The organism is Lentilitoribacter sp. JB5-8, assembly GCF_055693385.1.
Window position 1 is genome coordinate 1,563,419 of sequence record NZ_CM146332.1, and the last position, 17,566, is coordinate 1,580,984.

At 45.6% G+C, this 17,566-nt stretch carries 16 protein-coding genes; 10 read left to right on the forward strand and 6 right to left on the reverse strand.

What is annotated here, in order from left to right; genetic code table 11:
• Positions 1 to 75: 75 nt before the first annotated feature.
• The 4 genes from ACZ1GZ_RS07455 to ACZ1GZ_RS07470 all read left to right on the forward strand — a co-directional run bounded on the left by ACZ1GZ_RS07455 (position 76) and on the right by ACZ1GZ_RS07470 (position 3,348).
• Positions 76 to 1,080, forward strand: coding sequence for an asparaginase (locus tag ACZ1GZ_RS07455; RefSeq protein ID WP_472667876.1), 1,005 nt, complete (start codon positions 76 to 78; stop codon positions 1,078 to 1,080).
• A gap of 12 nt (positions 1,081 to 1,092) precedes the next feature.
• The gene (locus tag ACZ1GZ_RS07460; RefSeq protein ID WP_472667877.1) at positions 1,093 to 2,040 is read left to right on the forward strand and encodes an ornithine cyclodeaminase family protein; all 948 of its coding nucleotides are present in this window, start codon (positions 1,093 to 1,095) and stop codon (positions 2,038 to 2,040) included.
• A gap of 97 nt (positions 2,041 to 2,137) precedes the next feature.
• Positions 2,138 to 2,350, forward strand: a complete 213-nt coding sequence (locus ACZ1GZ_RS07465) for a hypothetical protein (RefSeq protein ID WP_472667878.1) — start codon at positions 2,138 to 2,140, stop codon at positions 2,348 to 2,350.
• On the forward strand, positions 2,350 to 3,348 hold the full coding sequence (locus ACZ1GZ_RS07470) for a LuxR C-terminal-related transcriptional regulator (protein ID WP_472667879.1): 999 nt from the start codon (positions 2,350 to 2,352) through the stop codon (positions 3,346 to 3,348). The genes ACZ1GZ_RS07465 and ACZ1GZ_RS07470 overlap by 1 nt, the downstream gene beginning before the upstream one ends.
• Positions 3,349 to 3,367: 19 nt before the next feature.
• On the opposite strand, the gene ACZ1GZ_RS07475 is transcribed toward ACZ1GZ_RS07470, so the two are convergent.
• A complete protein-coding gene (locus ACZ1GZ_RS07475; RefSeq protein ID WP_472667880.1) occupies positions 3,368 to 4,756 on the reverse strand; it encodes a TIGR03808 family TAT-translocated repetitive protein in 1,389 nt (462 codons plus the stop codon).
• A 224-nt stretch (positions 4,757 to 4,980) separates the two neighbouring features.
• On the opposite strand from ACZ1GZ_RS07475, the gene ACZ1GZ_RS07480 reads away from it, so the two are divergent.
• From ACZ1GZ_RS07480 to ACZ1GZ_RS07490, 3 genes are all read left to right on the forward strand, one after another.
• The gene (locus ACZ1GZ_RS07480) at positions 4,981 to 6,585 is read left to right on the forward strand and encodes a helicase HerA-like C-terminal domain-containing protein (protein ID WP_472667881.1); all 1,605 of its coding nucleotides are present in this window, start codon (positions 4,981 to 4,983) and stop codon (positions 6,583 to 6,585) included.
• A gap of 3 nt (positions 6,586 to 6,588) precedes the next feature.
• Positions 6,589 to 7,467, forward strand: a complete 879-nt coding sequence (locus ACZ1GZ_RS07485) for a branched-chain amino acid aminotransferase (protein ID WP_472667882.1) — start codon at positions 6,589 to 6,591, stop codon at positions 7,465 to 7,467.
• Positions 7,468 to 7,593: 126 nt separating this feature from the next.
• Positions 7,594 to 8,193, forward strand: coding sequence for a superoxide dismutase (locus ACZ1GZ_RS07490; RefSeq protein WP_472667883.1), 600 nt, complete (start codon positions 7,594 to 7,596; stop codon positions 8,191 to 8,193).
• A gap of 74 nt (positions 8,194 to 8,267) precedes the next feature.
• On the opposite strand, the gene ACZ1GZ_RS07495 is transcribed toward ACZ1GZ_RS07490, so the two are convergent.
• The 5 genes from ACZ1GZ_RS07495 to msrB all read right to left on the reverse strand — a co-directional run bounded on the left by ACZ1GZ_RS07495 (position 8,268) and on the right by msrB (position 14,153).
• Complete coding sequence (locus tag ACZ1GZ_RS07495; protein WP_472667884.1) at positions 8,268 to 9,203, reverse strand: vWA domain-containing protein; 936 nt, start codon at positions 9,201 to 9,203, stop codon at positions 8,268 to 8,270.
• Positions 9,115 to 9,717 (reverse strand): pilus assembly protein TadG-related protein, encoded by a 603-nt coding sequence (locus tag ACZ1GZ_RS07500; RefSeq protein WP_472667885.1) that lies wholly within the window; start codon positions 9,715 to 9,717, stop codon positions 9,115 to 9,117. The genes ACZ1GZ_RS07495 and ACZ1GZ_RS07500 overlap by 89 nt, the downstream gene beginning before the upstream one ends.
• Before the next feature lie 171 nt (positions 9,718 to 9,888).
• Positions 9,889 to 11,334, reverse strand: a complete 1,446-nt coding sequence (locus tag ACZ1GZ_RS07505) for a VWA domain-containing protein (RefSeq protein WP_472667886.1) — start codon at positions 11,332 to 11,334, stop codon at positions 9,889 to 9,891.
• A 219-nt stretch (positions 11,335 to 11,553) separates the two neighbouring features.
• Complete coding sequence (locus ACZ1GZ_RS07510) at positions 11,554 to 13,659, reverse strand: S9 family peptidase (protein WP_472667887.1); 2,106 nt, start codon at positions 13,657 to 13,659, stop codon at positions 11,554 to 11,556.
• A gap of 80 nt (positions 13,660 to 13,739) precedes the next feature.
• On the reverse strand, positions 13,740 to 14,153 hold the full coding sequence (gene msrB, locus ACZ1GZ_RS07515) for a peptide-methionine (R)-S-oxide reductase MsrB (RefSeq protein ID WP_472667888.1): 414 nt from the start codon (positions 14,151 to 14,153) through the stop codon (positions 13,740 to 13,742).
• A gap of 172 nt (positions 14,154 to 14,325) precedes the next feature.
• On the opposite strand from msrB, the gene ACZ1GZ_RS07520 reads away from it, so the two are divergent.
• Genes ACZ1GZ_RS07520 through ACZ1GZ_RS07530 form a run of 3 tightly spaced genes read left to right on the forward strand, consistent with a single transcriptional unit; the run spans position 14,326 to position 17,563 of the window.
• Complete coding sequence (locus ACZ1GZ_RS07520; protein ID WP_472667889.1) at positions 14,326 to 16,770, forward strand: putative monovalent cation/H+ antiporter subunit A; 2,445 nt, start codon at positions 14,326 to 14,328, stop codon at positions 16,768 to 16,770.
• Complete coding sequence (locus ACZ1GZ_RS07525) at positions 16,767 to 17,186, forward strand: Na+/H+ antiporter subunit B (RefSeq protein WP_472667890.1); 420 nt, start codon at positions 16,767 to 16,769, stop codon at positions 17,184 to 17,186. Before ACZ1GZ_RS07520 ends, ACZ1GZ_RS07525 begins: the two co-directional genes overlap by 4 nt.
• Entirely contained in the window at positions 17,186 to 17,563 is a 378-nt protein-coding gene (locus tag ACZ1GZ_RS07530; protein ID WP_472667891.1) for a Na+/H+ antiporter subunit C, read from the forward strand. The genes ACZ1GZ_RS07525 and ACZ1GZ_RS07530 overlap by 1 nt, the downstream gene beginning before the upstream one ends.
• Positions 17,564 to 17,566: the final 3 nt, after the last annotated feature.

Sequence of the window (17,566 nt, forward strand, 5' to 3'; positions counted from 1 at the left end):
ATGGCTTAAACATGGTTAATTTAGTATTAAAATCGCTGAAAATACGATATTTTTCAGTGTTTTGAGGAGTGTTTGATGTCAAATCCTGTTCTTGTCGAGCTGACCCGTGGCCGCCTTGTCGAAAGTGTTCATCGCGGGGCCTATGCTGTATGTGATGCATCAGGCAAGATTGTGCATTCAGCAGGTGATATTCAAACCCCAATTTTTCCTCGGTCGGCTGTTAAAGCTATTCAAGCTTTATTCTTGATGGAAAGTGGTGCCGCAGAAGCTTATGAATTTGGCAATAAAGAATTGGCATTGGCATGTTCATCGCATTCTTCAGAGCCACAACATGCAGATTTAGCCGGAAAGATGCTCAAGAAAGCTGGTCTTTCGGAAGAGCAATTAGAATGTGGTGCGCATTGGTCTTTCGATCATAAAACGCTTATTAAGCAAGCCAAATCTGGTTTAGAACCAACCCAATTGCACAATAATTGTTCGGGCAAACATGCAGGTTTTTTGTGTGCGGCTTGCCATTCTGGTATCTCTTTGAAGGGTTATGTGACCAAAGAGCATGAAGTACAAAAGATCATGGCGCATAATATGGAAGTGGTCACCGGTGGCAAAATGGTCGATGAATTGTGCGGTACTGATGGCTGCGCTATTCCAACCTTTGCGGTACCTTTGACACAGATTGCACAGGGCTTTGCAAAAATGGCAACTGGTGAAGGGCTTTCAACGTCTCAGGCAAACGCTGCTCAGACACTTGTAAAAGCGTGTATGGCAGAACCCTTTTATGTTGCAGGCACATCGCGAGCATGCACCAAGCTTATGGAAATGGCGCCAGGTCGGATCTTTGTTAAAACCGGGGCAGAAGGTGTCTACACAGCAATCCTTCCGGAAAAAGGACTTGGTTTTGCCCTTAAAATTGATTGCGGAACCACGCGCGGCGCAGAGGTTGCGATTGCAGCATTATTGGCGGAAGTCTTGGGTGAAGATGAACCAGCCTATGCAGATCTTATGGCATTTGCAACACGAAAATTCTCAAACTGGAATGGCGATAAAGTTGGCGCCTATCAGGTCACACAGGCGCTCAAATAGAAGGTTGTGAAAATGCAAAATATCCCATATCTGGATGAAGCAGCACTTAAAAAGCTTGGCATCACAACTAAGGATGTGATTGCTGAAATTGAAGATCTCATCCGCAAAAGATCAGACAACAAAGCCTGGAGCGCCGCCAAAGCTGTTATCCAGCCGCAAAGTTATGAGGGTGATGAGCGCTATATGATGGCAGCACTCGCAGCAATGGATGATCCATCCCTTTTGGCGGTGAAAACCGTGGTGCTTAATCCGGAAAATTCCAACCATGATCTACCGCAGATCAATGGTCTGGTGACCGTTCTTTCAAGCGAAACCGGATTGCCGGTCGCAATATTAGACGGCAATTGGGTGACCGCGGTGCGCACGGCAGGGCTGAGCGCAACAGCTGCAAAATATTTAGCGAGAAAGGATGCTGAGATTGCAGGGTTTATCGGGTGCGGCGTGCAGGCACGAAGCCACTTAGATGCGTTTTGTGATGGATTTCTGTTGAAAAAAGCGCTGCTTTTTGGGCGTGGAAAAGCAAATATCGAACTGACCAAAGAACTTGCATTATCGCGTGGCCTTGAAGTTGAGATTTGCGAGAATTTTAAAGACGTGATGGCCCAATCTGACATCTTGACCACATCGGTGACTTATACGCCGCAATTGAAACCATTTTTAAAAGCTGGTGATATGAAGGCGGGTGGATTTGCAGCAGTCACAGATTTAGGTGCGCCATGGATTAAAGAGAGCTTCTCAGGATTTGATATCTTGGCGATCGATGATCTCGAGCAAGAAAAATCACTGCCAAATAAAGTTGCCAATACCGAAGATATCAAAGGTGATATATTTGATCTCGTCATGGGACGCGTTGATCAACGAACATCTGAAAGTGAGCGCACAGCCTTTGTATTTCGTGGGCTAGCGCTAGGTGATTTGGCGCTAACCTCGCTGGTGATCAAAAAAGCTGGCTTGGTTTAACACCAACTCAATTTTTTTGTTCGTGTGGTCGTTTCATACGACATCAATAATGCGTTGAACCTGTATCTTATGTGAAAGCCACACATAGGAGACTGACATGGACCACGTATTCTTCCTCGCAAATATTGAAATTCGCCGAAATGCCGCAAAACGCTCGAAATGCGATGATCAGTTTTATTCTGATCACGCTTGGGAAGGCACCCATCGATTGATAAACAAGCTGAAAAGGTTATATTCAAGATTGACCAATTTTGGCCTCCGACGTGAAAATTCAGTTTTTACAGCTCAAACCTGCGTGCGTGAAAACTAATGAATATGGAAGGACAGGTTCTGGTGCAAATTGCCCATAAAACCGATGAAGAAGAAGCTGTCTGGAATGTCATTCAAAGCGAGACCGAGGCTTTTGTCCGTTCAGATTATGAGGCGTGGTCAGATTGTTGGCTGCACAGTCCGCGAACAATTGACGTCTATTCATCACAAGATATTGGTCTGATCATTCACCATGGCTGGGATAAGATCAGTCAGAATATGCGCGATACATTTGCAGTTGGGCATGGCTGTACAGAAAAGCAATTTGAAAAGAAGAATGTCCAAATCACCATCGATGGCGATATGGCTTGGGTGATCTTTGACGAAATCTCAAGAGTGAGTGTTGCTCACAAGGAAGAGCAGAGTTTTGAAACTCGCATCTTAGAGCGGACTGCAACAGGCTGGAAAATTGTATTTGCATCGCTCATTGTTAAAGGTGAGCAAACAGAAACACCCAATCGTCTGGCAGTGCTTAAAAATGGTGAAGTGATCTGGATGGCTCCAGGAACAGACCAGATGCTCAAAAATTGCAGCGGTTTTACTATTTCTGCTGGACGATTACGCGCAAGTAAACCGCAATGGGATAAGGTCTTGCAGGACGCGCTTGCACGTGCGGAAGAGCTACATAGTTACTTTGCCCAGCATCGTTACCTGAAAGAAACCGGCCATCGCTTTCGCTATCCGATTATTTTGGGTGAGGATGAACATGGTCATGTGGTTTGGTGCGCGTTATCGGTGCGAGATGGTCGGACTTATGTGGATTTTGATCCCGATGCGATCTTAGAACGCCAGTTATTGAGCGCGAAGGTGATCTTTGGATTGTCAGATGGTCAGCTTGCATTGGCCAAACAAATTGCCAATGGCGATAGCCTTAAATCTTGTGCTGAGACACTTGGAATTAGTGTAAACACTGCGCGCACGCATTTGACCCGAATATATGACAAGACAGGCGTAAACTCACAAACTGCATTGGTGAGGTTGCTGCTCTCCGTCACTTAAAAAAAGAACTTTGGGTCAATTAATTGACGACGTTATTGCCGATTTTTAGATGATCAAAACCTGATTTCGAACGTGTGCCCAAATCTCGCGTGACAGGCTCTTGCCATCTATGACCAACAATCGCACCGTCGGTTGTTTGGTCAAATATATTGTTAAAAATCGACGTGCTTCTTGCACCCTCGACGACAGAAACAGCAATGCCGATGGGCACTTTGCGGATGACATTTCCGGTGATGTTCACAGAGCGCAAATATGGTCCCCAGCCAACCAGCATCCCCCATTTGGCGACATTTTCAATTGTATTGCCTGTGACCGACGCATCGGCTTCGACGGCGATACCATGACCAAAACCCGGCCCTTCAGGTGGATAAGGACCTTGATCGGTTATGTTGCGAATGAGGTTGCCTGTAATTGTGCTCAGGCGTCCATCTTTATCAAAATTTGCGATAGAAATACCCATCGTGCCGCCGTCGATCAAATTACCTGTCACTACGGCTCCTTGGAAGGCAAATTCGACATATAAAGCTGTTTCACCAGAACCATGACAGGAATTACCTGTTATGTGGATGTTTGAAGCTGAATTTGCTCTGATGGCAGAAAATGTGCAGTCTGATATGTGATTATCATTGATCATCACATTTCCAGCGCGGAATACATTAATCCCGTTTCCAAATGGTCCTGTGCCACCATTTTGAGCCAATATGCGTTCAATACGATTACCGGACACAATAGTATTGTCTTCCCCAATCGCCCAGCGATGCACCAAAATGCCGCCATTAGCGCAATCATGAACATAGTTGTTGCGAATGGTAAGTCCCTGTGCTTCGACCGAAAACAGTGCGGCATCAGCTGCACCTGCCAAATCGCAATTTTGAACAATACCGCCGCATCTCTCCAGCGAAACACCATATTTAGAACTGCCCAACACCGAGACGTTGTCGAGATATAAGTTTTGGCAACCTCGAACATTCAACAGGCCGTTGGTATATGAACCAAAGGAATTATTCGCACCATCTAAGATAATGTCTTTTATTTCCAGACGACGAATATTTTCACCAATTAATCCATGTCCGCGACCTGTGTAAACAAGTCGTGTCGCGCCGGGAACGCCCTGAATACGGACGTTATCGGGTAGATCGATATTGGAGATATAATAATTCCCTGCAGGGATATATAGAACTTGACTCGTTGCAGCCGTCTCAACGATAGCATCTAACAATAATTTGCTTTGATCACCGACTACATCAGGCAGCAATCCGCGATCTGTGGCATCAATGGCACCGCGTAACCCACTGACATTGAGAAATTCACCCGTTGAATTTTGCGCATGACTTGGTGCGGCAATAACGCTTGTTGTTGCCAATAATCCTGCCAAAAATTGACGTCTGTGGAATTTTGGATTTGCCAAAAATTCTTCCTATCGTCCATAAATATCCCGAGTTGGATTCAAATTAACGTAGAAAACTTAAAATCAGTTCGATTTTCTCCCCGCAATTGAGCGGAAATTGTCAATGATTTCGAAAGGTTTGTGATTGCAGCTGACCAGTGCCTCGCCTATAGTTCGCGCTAATGATGTTGCGCATTGAGGAATCATGGGCAATCGGGGAAATAACTCTAAAAGACGAGTAAGGCATGATTATCGACGATCACATTTATATCGGCACCAGCCGTCATCCGGACGATAGCCCAAATAAGGGTGAATATCTTAAGCTTAAATATGCAAATCGGCACGGCTTGATTACTGGCGCAACAGGTACAGGTAAAACGGTGACGTTGCAGATTTTAGCTGAAAGCTTTTCAAATGCCGGGGTTCCGGTTTTTTGTGCTGATGTGAAAGGTGATTTGTCAGGGCTTGGTATTCAGGGCGAATACAAAGATTTTCTTGAAAAGCGTGCTAATACCATTGGTCTTGATCCCTATGAGTTTCAAGAATTTCCAGTAATCTTCTGGGACCTGTTTGGTGAAAAAGGCCACAGAGTTCGCACAACAATTACCGAAATGGGGCCGCTGCTTTTATCACGTTTGATGGATGCTACAGATGCCCAAGAAGGTGTCATCAATATCGCCTTTAAAATTGCGGATGAGCATGGATTGCCGCTGGTTGATCTGAAAGATTTGCTCGCCATGCTGAAATATATGGGTGAAAATTCCAAGGAACTTTCCGGTCTTTATGGCAACATTTCCAAATCATCCATTGGTGCGATCCAGCGTGACTTATTAGTGCTTGAGCAACAGGGTGCTGATGACTTCTTCGGTGAACCAGCCCTTGAGATAAGCGACATCATGCGCACAACCAATGACGGAAGAGGGGCTGTTAGCATTCTCGCCGCAGACAAATTGATGATGAACCCGCGCCTTTATGCAACGTTCTTGTTGTGGTTGTTGTCTGAACTCTTTGAGCAACTGCCTGAGATTGGTGACCCAGATAAGCCCCGCTTGGTCTTCTTCTTTGATGAGGCACATTTGCTCTTTGATGAAGCGCCAAAAATCCTAATCGATCGCGTGGAACAAGTTGTTCGCCTGATCCGCTCAAAGGGGGTAGGGGTATATTTTGTAACGCAAAACCCATTGGACGTGCCGGATACGGTTCTGTCCCAATTAGGCAATAGAATTCAACATGCTTTGCGCGCTTATACACCGCGGGAACAAAGGGCTGTGAAAGTTGCTGCTGAGACGTTCCGTCCAAATCCAGAATTTGATTGTTTTGAAACCATTACCCAGCTCGGGGTGGGTGAAGCTTTAGTCTCGACACTTGAATCCAAAGGTGTGCCATCAATGGTGGAACGCACACTTATTCGCCCACCATCTTCAAGACTTGGTCCTTTAGATGACAGCGAGCGAAAAGACGTGATCCGAGTGAGCCCAGTTGCTGCGCAATATGATCGCGAAATCGATCGTGAATCTGCATTTGAGATTTTACGAGAACGCGCGGAACGTGCAGCCGAACGTGAAGAAGAAGAGCGTGAACGCGAAGCACGTGAGGAAGAGGAAGAAATGAAGGAAAGTCGTCGTTGGACCTTGCCAGGTTTTGATGACGATGATGACGACGACGATGATTATGATCGCCGTGGTCGTAAGCGTTCCTCGCGTCGAAAAACTACCAAGCGCAAATCGACGCGTCGCCGTCGTCAATCTGTAGCCGAAGCTGCAATGAAGTCTGCTGCCCGTACCGTTGCAACCTCTTTGGGTAAAGCCCTTGTTCGCGGCATATTGGGTAGTTTAAAGAAAGGGTTTTAAGCCATGGCTAATCCGCAAGTTGATACCATTGCGCCAACTCTGACTTGGAACTATCTTGATGGTGAATGGATTGAAGGCAATGTCCCCATTATGGGAACGACGTCGCACGCATCTTGGCTCGGTTCAACCGTGTTTGATGGTGCACGTTGGTTTGAAGGTTTGGCGCCTGATCTTGACCTACATTGCGAACGGGTCAACGCATCCGCTTTGGCCTTGGGATTGCAGCCCACTAAAACACCAAAAGAAATTGAAGAATTAGCTCATGAAGGCATTAAGCGTTTTGATGGTAAAACCGCTGTTTATATCAAACCAATGTATTGGGCTGAGCACGGTGGTTATTCATTGGTACCTGCGGACCCGGCTTCAACACGCTTTTGTCTGACCTTGTTTGAAACAGCTATGTTGCCCCTACAAGGGTTTACGGTCAGCGTATCGCCATTTCGACGCCCAAGCATAGAGAACGCGCCCACAAACGCAAAAGCTGGATGCCTTTATCCAAATAATGGCCGGGCCTTGCTTGAAGCGCGGTCACGCGGGTTCGGTAATGCCTTGGTGCTCGATATGTTGGGCAATGTTGCTGAAACCGCGTCCTCGAATGTGTTTATGGTCAAAGATGGCGTTATTTACACACCCGTGGCCAATGGTACGTTTCTTGCAGGTATCACGCGCATGCGGATTATGACATTACTGCAAGAAGCTGGACATGAAGTAGTTGAAAAAAGCCTCAAAGTCAGTGATTTCATGGACGCAGATGAAATTTTCTCAACCGGTAATCATTCCAAGGTTTTACCAATCATTGGTATTGAAGACAAAAGTCTTCAAATTGGTCCGATCGCGACCAAAGCACGTAAATTATACATGGAATGGGCAAAGGTGGGTTAAATACTCGGCCGACGCGCATTTTGGATAAAATCATAAATAATGACGATTGTTCTTGTCCCGAAGGAAACTACTCATTATTTAGGTGACACAACAACAAATACATATGTTTGACAACTGGAGATAAACATGGCCTTTGAACTGCCCGATCTACCTTATGACTACGACGCGCTTGCACCTTATATGTCACGCGAGACGCTCGAATTTCACCACGATAAGCACCACAATGCTTATGTGACAAAAGGCAATGAGTTGGCGGAAGCTGCTGGCATGGCTGATTTGTCTCTCGAAGAGATCGTGAAAAAATCATATGGCACCAATGCTGGTTTGTTTAACAATGCAGGCCAACACTATAACCACATCCATTTCTGGAAATGGATGAAAAAAGATGGTGGCGGTACATCGCTTCCTGGCGCTTTGCAAAAGGCAATCGACAGTGACCTTGGCGGCTATGATAAATTCCGTGCTGACTTCATCAACGCTGGTATGACACAGTTTGGATCAGGCTGGGCTTGGCTTGCTGTTAAAGATGGCAAACTTGAAGTTATGAAAACACCAAATGGCGAGAATCCACTTGTCATGGGTGCCTCTCCAATTCTTGGTTGCGATGTGTGGGAACACTCATATTACATTGATTATCGTAATGCGCGTCCAAAATACCTTGAAGCATTCGTCGACAACATGATCAACTGGGATTATGTTTTGGAAATGTACGAAGCTGCAAGTTAAGCTGCTTAATTAAATAAAAAGCCTCGGCTTGATTGCGATCAAGCCGGGGCTGTTTTTATTTTTTACTCAGACTTTTAGTTTGTAAGCCTTGTCAAATTAGTCGAAGTGGATTTACCAATTCTCTCAAATGCTGATACCAGTTCATCTGCGGTTTCTGGCTCAAAGTAATCTTCGCTAGAAGATGCGCAATATTCCAGCAATTGTTGACCGCGTGACGGCGCGGCGAAAGCTACAGCAAAGATGCGGATGCCTTCTGCTTTAGCGGTATCACAAATAGCCTTTGTTGCCGTATCATCGCTTGTACGGTTGTTTGAACCGTCGGTCATAAACAAGATGAACTTGTCCGGGTTTGTTTGACCGTTTTTAGATGTATGAGCGGTGTTTTCCGTTGTATTGGACACTTTAAGTTGGTCATATGCCCATTTAACGGATTTGGTGGATGCTGTACCGCCAGACGCATACATATCTTCAATATATGACGCTGCTGAACCTGTACCCCATTCCATATTTGTTGTGCCGCGAATATAGCTTGAATAGGCACTCAAACCTGTCCGTACATAAGTGTTAGTCGGGTCAGCCGCGTTGAACTGAGCAAACAGTGCTGCCGCCGCGTCCTGAAGAGCTTCGATCTTTTTCGTCGGTTGGTAATATGAAATGACCATGCGGATATTGTCAGCTAATGTCTCTTGATCTGAGAACTTAGATCCCAAAGATGCCCGACGACATATTTTCTTTGCATCCCCATTGTTCATGGAAGCCAAGTTCAAGCTGTTTAAGAAATAGGCTTTTGCAGACGCATTTGTCGACATGCCCTGACAATCGTGCCAAGAATAGTTTTCCGAAATCCATTTCACTTGCCATGAATCCAAACCGTTTGTTCCCATAACGATTGAAATGTTATTGGCAACTTTCGTTGCTTGATTATAGGTGATGTCTAATCCTGCCTCGATGTCTTCGATCGTGGCTTGCAGAATCTGGCAATTGCCAACCCATCGATCCAGAGACGTCAACGACGAGACCTAGTGATAGCGCCCCTTGAATTTCTTCAGTGCCGGCTGTCGCTCCCGATGAAATAGCAACGCTCATTTGATCTTTACCAAATATTGAAGCGATCGGGGTCGTATCTTGTGTCGCAGAACCACCGATATTCACATTGTAGGTGGTTACGCCATTATCAACGATTTTGGTGACGCTGATCTGTGGCGTTACGGTTAAGTTCTTGAAGCGATCATTATCATCTGACATTTGCGCAAGTAAAAGTTTTGTCGCAAACTCTTCCGCATCGTCAATCTCAAGTGTACCTTTATTAATACGCGTTGCGACCGCTAAAGACACTGAATCCGTGGCTGATTGCATACGCCCTTTTAAAGCAGCCAAATTTACCACATCAAGCGACATACTCGCACCGAGCAACAATACTGGTGTGAAGATTGCAGCCATCATCGCAAAGTTTCCGCGCTTACAATTTTTGAGCGCTGTGAAACCACGAAGTTCTGAAAGTCTGGTTTTAATTGTCTTTTTCATGTTACCCCACAAGCCCGAAGGCACTTAGATAAAGCCAGTCAAGCTAGCTGTTTTTTTCTAATTGAGGGGTAGTGTACTAGGCATTGATAAAAAAATGCCTAGCAAGCATGCTTAAATAAATCTCAAATGGGTAGGTAAAATTCGAGTTAATATTGTTAAGACCAATTAAGCTTAGTTGATCAGTCTTGTTGTAGATTCTGATGTGTCGGAACCAATAGTCGTGAACGCAGAGATAAGTTCAGCAGCGGATTCAGGTTCGAAATAAAAATCAGATGTCGGCTCGGATGCACAATATTCAAGAAGCTTCTGGCCACCTGATGGTGCTGCGAATGCAACCGAGTAAATTTTAATGCCATCAGCTTTTGCCTGATCGCAATAAGATTTGGTCGATGTGTCATCGCTCGTATAATTGTTATCACCATCGGTCATGAACAATATATAACGGTCTGGATCCACACTGTGTTTGCTAGCGTGTTCTGTTACTTCAGTTGTATTGGATGATTTAAGCTGATCATAGCTCCACTTAACAGCATCAGTGGACGCAGTACCACCGCTAGCAGTCAGGGAAGATGCAAAGCTTGCAGCAGTTGCTGTGCCCCATTCCATATCTTTATATCCCTTTACACTGCTTGCGTAAGAGATAATACCAGTCCTTGTATAGTTTGCTTCTGGGTCGGCAGAACTAATTTGTGCGAACAAGCTTGCTGCAGCAGTTTTTAACGCCGCAATCTTACTTGTGGATACGTTGTCTGTTACTGTTGAAATGTTGGCAATCAATTCAGTTTGGGTCGTGCCATAATACGTTCCCGCATATGTTGGATATGCGCAATACAGATAGGCTGAATAGTTACTATCAGATGTCGGTTTACCTATGGCTTGCAAGAAGGTGGTTTTATCACCGTTGCCATAATAAAAATCGACACAGTCAGATGGCGTGTAGTTTTCCAAGATAAAGATCAGGTTTTCTTCAGTAAGGCCGTAAGTATTCATGGCTGTGCTAATATAGCTCATGATCGTGCTCGCCTGACTGCTTGTCACACTTAAAGTTGATTGAATGGTCGAAACAGAACCGCCGGTTTGACTGTTCATGGAGCCTGACACGTCGACAACCACTGCCATGGAGAACGCATTAATTTCTTCATCAGTTTTGGTCGTTGCCGTTGATGTTGTTGTAATGGACATCGTACTTTTGCCCAAGAAACTTGCAAGTGGTGTGGTATCTTGGCTTGCAGTGCCACCAATCTGAACATCCCACGCTGATTGCCCTTCGGTGCTTTTATCAGTTATGGTTATTGTTGGGACAACTGTAAGATTTAAAAACCGTTCTTCCTCATTCGACATCTGGGCTAATAGAAGAGCGCTTGCAAATTCTTCTGCATCATCAACTGATAAGTCCCCATTTACAATGCGCGTTGCAACTGCAAGTGAAACGGAATCAGATGCTGCCTGCATTCGCCCTTTAAGAGCAGACATGTTGGCAACATCAAGCGCCAGACTACCTGCAACTAAAACCACGGGTGAAACAACCGCGGTCAACAGTGCGAAGTTGCCTTTGCTACAATTTTTGAAATCTTTGAACCTTTGCACTGCAGTCGGCAGAAGGGTGTTGTTCATCATCGGGCGCTCCAAGTGTTGTCCATCGCCGCTGTTCCGCAGCTGGGTATATCATGTCACCCCGCCCCCGAGGTTTCATTTATTTGAGCGCAAATTACTTAAAAGAAATGAAGATTTTGCTAGCAGAAATGATTAATGGCACCTGAAAATAATCGTTAAGATTGAAACTAAATAGTCAGAGTTTTTAAAGCACCAAAACTCTGACTACATATTTGTAGGCTATTATTCGATGCCAACTGTCTTGAGCGCAAAGGCATATTCAACAGCAATTTCTTCCAAACGTTGGAACCTACCAGCGGCTCCACCATGACCTGCACCCATGTTCGTTTTTAAGAAGATTGGAGCATCACCTTGTTGATTTGCGCGTAGTTTAGCAACCCACTTGGCAGGCTCCCAATATGTCACGCGCGGATCTGTGAGCCCGGCAAGTGCCAGTATCGGCGGGTATTCCTTAGTTTCAACATTGTCATAAGGGGAGTAAGAGGCAATATATTCATACGCGTCTTTGCTCTCGATTGGATTCCCCCATTCCGGCCATTCAGGCGGTGTCAAAGGCAGTGTATCATCCAGCATTGTGTTTAACACATCAACAAATGGTACCGCGGCAATAATACCACCAAAAGCTTCTGGCGCCATATTAACGCAGGCACCCATCAGCATACCACCAGCAGATCCCCCTTGTGCAACGATACGATCATGACGTGTAAAATCTTCTGCGACCAGATACCGAGCAGCTGCAACAAAATCTTCAAACGTATTTTTCTTATACTCGCGCTTACCATCGTCATACCAAGCAAAGCCTTTGTCTTTGCCGCCGCGAATATGCGCAATTGCATATACAAATCCTCGATCAACCAGCGACAAACAATTGGTATTAAATGAAGCGGGTATGGACATACCATAAGAGCCATAACCGTATAACAGCGCTGGGGCTGAGCCATCTAATTTTGTGTCTTTGTGATAAAGAATACTCACCGGCACCAAAGTGCCATCATGCGAAGGTGCCATAATTCGGCGTGTAACATAATCGCTAATATCATGGCCGGATGGAACTTCCTGGGTTTTGAGTAAATCGCGCGCGCGCGTGGTTAAATTGTAATCGTAAAGCTGGGAAGGCGTGGTCATAGATGAATAAGAAAAGCGCACAACATCTGTGTCATATTCCGCAGCCCCTGAGAAGCCGAGCGAAAATGCTTCTTCGTCAAATTCAATGGAATGAATGTCGCCACTTTTGCGATCCATGATATTGATTTTCGGCAAGCCTTCTGCGCGCTCCATCCAAACCAGATGGTTTTTATAAGCGCCATGGCTGATAATCAAATTACCTGGTTTATGCGCGACAACTTCTGTCCAATGTTCTTTTTCTGGTGTTGCAAATGGTGCGCGCATGATTTTGAAGTCTTTCGCTTCACCATCATTTGTGAGGATGAAAAACTCGTCACCGCCTTCGGTAAGGTCATATTCAATGCCGGTTTCTCGTTTTGCAACCAGTTTAGGTTTCGTCTCAGGGCTGTCAGCCGGGATCAGCCAGATTTCTGATGTTTCATGATCGTGGATGCTGATATAAATCACATCATTAAGCGCACTTTGACCCACGCTCATGAAATAGCCCGCATCATCCTCTTCATGAATGAGAAGATCATCAGACTGGTCTGTGCCAAGTTTATGATAATAGATCTTCGATGGACGATGATTTTCGTTCAAAGCTGTGTAGAAAAAACCGCTGCCTGATGCATCCCAAGCTCCTGATCCGCCTGTGTTTTCAAGCTTATCATCAAGGTCTTTCATGGTTTTAAGATCGCGAACGCGCAATGAGAAAAACTCAGAACCTTTATCATCAAAACCCCATAACCCGAGCGAATGATCTGGAGATGCTGAGATGCCACCAAGCCGGAAATAGTCTTTTCCCTTTGCTTCATCATCACCGTTGAGCAAAATCTCTTTTTCATCGCTATCTTTATTTGCATCACGCGGGATACGGAAATAGTGCGGTTGTTCACCGCCGGTCACAAATTCAACGCCATACGCATACGGCCCATCCTTAACCGGTACGGATGTATCATCTTCCTTAATGCGGCCCTTCATTTCTCCAAATAACGTCTTTTGCAGCGCTTCCGTATCTTTCAATGCCGCATCCTGAAACTCGTTTTCAGCTTCCAAATAATCGCGAATATCTTGATCTAAGACGCTTGGATCTTGAAACACCTCTTGCCAATTATCAGCGCGCAGCCAAGCATAATCATCGGTTCGTGTGATGCCATGACGTGTATCAGTTTGTGGCTTGATGTCAGCGATTGGGGCTTTAGGAAGGTTTGAAAATACGCTCAAGGCGGTGCTCCGAAATTAGAAATTTGATTTATGAAATTGGAATTGGCAGCCATAAGCTGCCAAAATGAGGCGGTTAATCGTTATTCGTCTTCGGCTTCGAAATCAAGCACAGCACCATTCATACAATAACGTAATCCTGTTGGATGGGGACCATCTGGAAAAACATGTCCTAAATGGCTGTCACAAACAGCACATCTGACTTCGGTGCGTTTCATGAAAAACGAACGATCGGTGTGTTCTGAGACGACTTCTTCGTTTAATGGCGCGTAATAGCTCGGCCATCCGGTGCCTGAATCAAACTTTGTTTCCGATGAGAATAACTCTGTCTGACATCCCACACATCGATAGATGCCTTTTTGCTTATTATCGTTCAACGGGGAGGTAAATGCGCGCTCAGTTCCATGCTTTCGGGCGATTTTATATTGTTCAGGTGTCAAGCGCTCACGCCATTCGGCATCACTTAAGACCAGTTTATCAACAATTTTATCGGTCATTCTTATCTCCTCATTTCTCTTACGTATATAAATAAGTATCAGTTCTATCACCCGCAATGCTGATCGCTCATTTTGTACTGAAAATCGGTAATTCTACCCTTGTACTTTTGACAGCCGCGCCCTAATTGTGAAACTAATATATTTAGGGCTTTCGCTCGGAGGTGGAGTTTAGATGTTTGGTGATGCCAATGGCATGATGATGTTTGCAATGTTGCTGCCGTTTTTGGCTGCCCTCATTGCTCCTAAACTCACGCAGATTATGGGTTCGAAGGCCGCTTGGGTCCTTGCGCTTGCGCCTGCTTTTATCTTTTTGCACATCGCTGGTTTTTTGCCACAGGTCGCACTGATCGGCACAAGCCCCGATCATCCGCCAATAACGGGCGGTTATCTCTGGGTACCAGAGTTTTTTGTCAGCTTTTCCTGGTTTATTGACGGACTTTCGGCGACATTTGCACTGCTAATTTCCGGTATCGGTACGTTTATTATTTTGTATGCCGGCGGTTATTTGGGCGGACATGCGCAATTAGGTCGTTTTTTCTCGTTCCTGTTTTTGTTTATGGGCGCAATGCTTGGGGTTGTATTAGCCGATAGCTTCTTCACATTCTTCATCTATTGGGAATTGACCTCGATCACCTCGTTCTTGTTGATCGGCTTTAATCACAAAAGCGCGGCGTCTCGCAGATCAGCTATTCAGGCTTTGGTCGTCACAGGTGGCGGCGGACTAGCGCTCATGGCTGGCTTGATTGTGCTATGGCTCACAACTGGCACGAATAGCTTTTCGTTCATGCTTGCATCGACAGAAAGCATTGAGTTTTATAACGAGTATCTCACGCAAAGCCCCTTTTATTTGGCGCTTCTGCTCCTCGTATTGGGCGGTGCATTTACAAAATCAGCACAGTTTCCGTTCCACTTCTGGCTACCAAATGCCATGGAAGCACCAACACCTGTTTCAGCGTTTTTGCACTCAGCGACAATGGTGAAAGCGGGTGTTTATCTGCTCATGAGGCTTAACCCAGTGCTGGGTGGTACAACAGAATGGCTAACAATTCTACCTGTCTTTGGTGGCGCAACGCTAATCATTGGTACGCTGCTTGCGATCCGTCAAACAGATCTTAAGCTGATGCTCGCATATACCACGGTGTCATCGCTTGGGCTTTTAGTCATGCTGATCGGTTTTGGGACCGAAAAAGCAATTGCGGCTGCGGTTCTTTACTTGGTGGCGCACTCGTTGTTTAAAGGCGCGTTGTTCATGGTCGCAGGCATTATCGATCATGAAGCAGGTACGCGCGATATCACTAAGCTGGGTGGTTTGCGAAAAGCGATGCCGATAACATTTGGAGCAGCACTGGTTGCTGCAATCTCGATGGCGGGCTTACCACCACTATTTGGTTTCTTGGCGAAAGAAGAAATTTACTACGCACTGATTGGTGCAGATGCCTGGTCAATCGCATTTACTGTGATCGCAATCGTTGGTAATGGCTTGATGTTCGTTGTTGGTTTTGCTGTCGCGCTGAAACCGTTTCTTGGTGAGAAAGTTGAAACACCTAAACATGCACATGAAGGACCACCATTGTTATGGCTTGGACCTGTTGTGCTTGGAGCTATCGCGGTCCTTGCAGGGGTCTTCTCAAGCATCAGCCATTTTTATATTTCGAACCCGATGAGTTCTGCTGTTTGGGGCGAATTGGTCAAGATTGATCTATCACTTGCAGCTTTATTCCACCCTAGTTTACCGCTTTTACTGTCTGCTGTAACGGTCGCGTTTGGTGTTCTTGCTTATAGAAATATTGATCGCTTGCGCACCGCAATTGACAATTTCTACAATTGGTTCTTCGGTGGCTGGGGTCCAGATAAAGGCTTTGATCAGTTTATCTCAGGCATCGTAAAAGCGTCCTTTGCTGTCACAAGCAGAATTCAAACAGGTCGCCTAGAAGTTTATATGACGATCACATTTGCGATCATTGCGCTCTCATTGTTCATTCCAATGTGGGTTTATGATGAGTTCCCAGAAATGCCTGATTTTACCGGCGAAGTGAACTTTTATGAAGCTGCCATCATGGGCATTTTGATCCTGGGTCTATTAGCCGTTATTTACGCGAAAGATCGCCTCACTGCGATTGTCTCGTTAGGCATTCAAGGCTTTGCGGTTGCGGTTCTCTTCATGCTGTTTGGCGCACCTGACTTGTCATTTACTCAGTTCATGGTGGAAACACTTTCTGTTGTGATCCTTGCACTTGTTATGACGCGTCTTAAGCTTACTGCTGCTGATCATCGTTCGTGGTCACAAGTGATTGTTGATGGTGTTGTCGCGCTCGCCTGCGGTGTTGGCTTCATGCTTTATCTCATGCGCGTCACCCAGGGTAAGTTTGATCCATATCTGTCTGAATTCTTCTCGGCTTATTCGAAAATCATCGCGAATGGTACAAATGTTGTGAACGTTATCTTGGTGGACTTCCGAGGTACTGATACCTGGGGCGAGATTGCAGTTGTTATGGTTGCGGGGCTTGCAGTTCTCGCGCTCGTTCGCATTCGCCCGCATGGAAAAGTAGTGGCTGATAATGATCCAGATGCGCCGGTGAGTGAAGATGTGCTGGCAAAAGCGGAGGCGTCCAAATGAGAACTTTGATTTTCAAAACGGCGGCACCTTATCTTGCCAGCTTAATGATCTTATTTTCAATCTTTGTGTTATTGCGCGGCCATAATGAGCCCGGTGGTGGCTTTATCGGCGGGCTGATTGCAGCTTCTGCGTTTGCCATCTACGGGATCGCAAACGGTGTTGCACCTGTTCGCAGAGCAATGCATTTCCATCCAATGTCCGTTGCAGCTGCTGGGCTGTTAATGTCCACCATCTCTGGTTTGGTTTCAGCCATTGCAGGTGTGCCGTTTATGACTGGTCTTTGGGGCAGTATTTATTTCCTTGGTGAGAAGATCAAAATCTCGTCCATCTTGTTTTTCGATATTGGTGTTTATCTGGTTGTTGTAGGAGCAATTGCCTCCATTGCACTGGCCCTGGAAGAAAGGGAGCGCGAATAATGGAAGCTTGGATGGCTGTTGTTGTTGGTGCGTTATTTTCAGTTTCAATTTATTTGATGCTGTCAAAACACATCATCCGTATTTTAATTGGCGCTGCGATCTTAGGTAACGCTGTGAACTTGCTCATTTTCACAAATGGCAGATTAACACGCGAAGTCCCGCCAATTATCGGTGCAGATGAAAGCATTTTATCTGCACAAGCTGCAAATCCATTACCGCAGGCGCTTGTCCTGACGGCGATTGTGATTGCATTTTCATTTTTCGCATTTTTATTGGTGCTAGGTTACCGCGCTTATCAGGAGCTGGGATCAGATAACACTGATGAAATGCGCGTTGCAGAACCGGTGGATGATCAAACACCACCTTTGGGGTATTGAAGT

Coding starts and splice junctions, on each gene's coding strand:
- ACZ1GZ_RS07455 (WP_472667876.1), top strand. CDS start 76: ATGTCAAATCCTGTTCTTGTCGAGCTGACCCGTGGCCGCCTTGTCGAA.
- ACZ1GZ_RS07460 (WP_472667877.1), top strand. CDS start 1,093: ATGCAAAATATCCCATATCTGGATGAAGCAGCACTTAAAAAGCTTGGC.
- ACZ1GZ_RS07465 (WP_472667878.1), top strand. CDS start 2,138: ATGGACCACGTATTCTTCCTCGCAAATATTGAAATTCGCCGAAATGCC.
- ACZ1GZ_RS07470 (WP_472667879.1), top strand. CDS start 2,350: ATGAATATGGAAGGACAGGTTCTGGTGCAAATTGCCCATAAAACCGAT.
- ACZ1GZ_RS07480 (WP_472667881.1), top strand. CDS start 4,981: ATGATTATCGACGATCACATTTATATCGGCACCAGCCGTCATCCGGAC.
- ACZ1GZ_RS07485 (WP_472667882.1), top strand. CDS start 6,589: ATGGCTAATCCGCAAGTTGATACCATTGCGCCAACTCTGACTTGGAAC.
- ACZ1GZ_RS07490 (WP_472667883.1), top strand. CDS start 7,594: ATGGCCTTTGAACTGCCCGATCTACCTTATGACTACGACGCGCTTGCA.
- ACZ1GZ_RS07500 (WP_472667885.1), bottom strand. CDS start 9,717: ATGAAAAAGACAATTAAAACCAGACTTTCAGAACTTCGTGGTTTCACA.
- ACZ1GZ_RS07505 (WP_472667886.1), bottom strand. CDS start 11,334: ATGATGAACAACACCCTTCTGCCGACTGCAGTGCAAAGGTTCAAAGAT.
- msrB (WP_472667888.1), bottom strand. CDS start 14,153: ATGACCGATAAAATTGTTGATAAACTGGTCTTAAGTGATGCCGAATGG.
- ACZ1GZ_RS07520 (WP_472667889.1), top strand. CDS start 14,326: ATGTTTGGTGATGCCAATGGCATGATGATGTTTGCAATGTTGCTGCCG.
- ACZ1GZ_RS07525 (WP_472667890.1), top strand. CDS start 16,767: ATGAGAACTTTGATTTTCAAAACGGCGGCACCTTATCTTGCCAGCTTA.
- ACZ1GZ_RS07530 (WP_472667891.1), top strand. CDS start 17,186: ATGGAAGCTTGGATGGCTGTTGTTGTTGGTGCGTTATTTTCAGTTTCA.